Source organism: Sphaerochaeta sp. UBA5836 (genome assembly GCF_002432845.1).
Classification (GTDB): Bacteria; Spirochaetota; Spirochaetia; order Sphaerochaetales; family Sphaerochaetaceae; genus Sphaerochaeta.
Genome location: NZ_DJGW01000041.1, coordinates 2,293 through 3,992 on the forward strand (window position 1 = coordinate 2,293; position 1,700 = coordinate 3,992).

General features: G+C 47.9%; 1 protein-coding gene. It reads right to left on the bottom strand.

Going from position 1 to position 1,700, the window contains the following annotated elements; translation table 11 throughout:
* Positions 1–147: 147 nt before the first annotated feature.
* Positions 148–1,257 (bottom strand): GGDEF domain-containing protein, encoded by a 1,110-nt coding sequence (locus B3F49_RS03295; RefSeq protein WP_293908941.1) that lies wholly within the window; start codon positions 1,255–1,257, stop codon positions 148–150.
* Positions 1,258–1,700: the final 443 nt, after the last annotated feature.

Sequence of the window (1,700 nt, forward strand, 5' to 3'; positions counted from 1 at the left end):
GTATTGGAAACCGAGCAAATACGGTTCGGTGCAGGTGTTTCCGATGCATCGATGCTTCGGCAAAAAGAGCTCGACGTCATGCAAGCTGCATTCACAGCCCTAGGCACGCTGCGCGAGCTGGAGTATCTGTATGTACGGATGCAGCTCTCAGGACTGCTCTCGTAGCATCCTGCGTTGCTCGCTCTTGTTTCGATACATCGCTTCATCGGCAAGGTTGAAAGTTTTTCTCAAGCCGATGCCTGCTTCCTTGTTGTTGATCGCATACCCATAGGCGATGGAGATGGGGTGGACCCTGCTTTCGTTTGCCGAGGCAATCGATTGCAGAAGATGTTCCTGATAGACGGCAGGGTCTGCTTTTTTTGAGAGCGGGAGAAGAACAGCGAACTCATCGCCGCCGATGCGAAATACCTTTCCTTCAGGTTCAAAGACTGATGTCAGGATTTGGGCAACGGATGCCAAAAGGCTGTCTCCCTCCTGATGGCCCCATACGTCGTTTGTCTGTTTCAGGTTGTTTACATCAAACATAAAAATTGCCCTGTCCTGTTCGTGGTACTGTCGTGCAAGCAGTTCCTGCTCGAAGGCTTCACGGTTGTATACTTTTGTCTGGACATCGTAATCAAACTGGGCTTCCTGGACGATGAGATAGTACAAGAGCAGCGAAACCCCTACGGTGCTGAAGACATAGATTTCATCACGTGTGGCCAATTGGAAGCCTGTGGAGAGTATCGGCAGCGTGTACACAAAGCCAAGAAGGAATTTCGAGGGGACTACCCTTGTTTTATTGATCTGCAATAATTTGATCAGAATCCATCCATAGTAATACGCCGAGAAGGCTGTGACGAACCAAAAATACGGCCCCCTCTGGTAGGTATTGTTGGTAAGAATCGTGAAATACCAACCGCTTTGCATGGATAAAATGGAAATCAGGATATTCACTGCCACGGGAATGAACAACAAGAGTTTCTTGGCAAACGACCATTCTGAGCAGCCGAGGTAGAAGAGTACGATCATCGGCACCAGGGGGGTGAGTGTATAGCCCAATGCGTAACTGAGATAGTGCACAGCCAAAGCAGCATTGCCTGGCTTCTCACTGATGAGTGCTCCTACGATTTCCGCTATCAGCAGGATGATGGTAATGACCGAAGCGAAGATGTAGTACCAGTTCTGGCGGGACCCCGAGAGATGCCGTTTCGCCAAATAGATGGTGAATAGCAGGGGAAAGATGCTGAAGATGTTCACGATTACTACGGTTTGCATGCAGGTGTCCGCCTGCTACCATCGTACACAAAACCGTGGCATTTGCCTATAAAATTATTGGGCAATTCACCAAGTGGACGCAAGGCTTTCATTTTCGGGTATGCTCTATTCACATCTGACAGTGAAGACCGGCAGAGAAAATAAGGGATGCACTATTGCCCCTGGTGCAGGGCAGGAGATTGTCGGTCCAGGTTTCTCCTACATTTTCGCTCGTTCTGTTGGCTGTTCCCCCAAAGAAACGGGCGTTTGCAAACAAGGAGTATCCTTCACTTACCAGGTATGATGATGAGTGTTCGTTTGATTGTGTCACGAAATATAGAAAAAATATTATTGTAGTAAATATAGTTGAGAGAGATATGTTGCCCTTTGTTGTCATTATGTCCTTGGAATCCTCGCTCCTCGTGTCCTACTACGCTATATATCGGTGAGACATGAAAAAAGAT

Bases quoted from the DNA above. Each gene is read 5' to 3' on its own strand.
- B3F49_RS03295 (WP_293908941.1), bottom strand. From the start codon at position 1,257: ATGCAAACCGTAGTAATCGTGAACATCTTCAGCATCTTTCCCCTGCTA.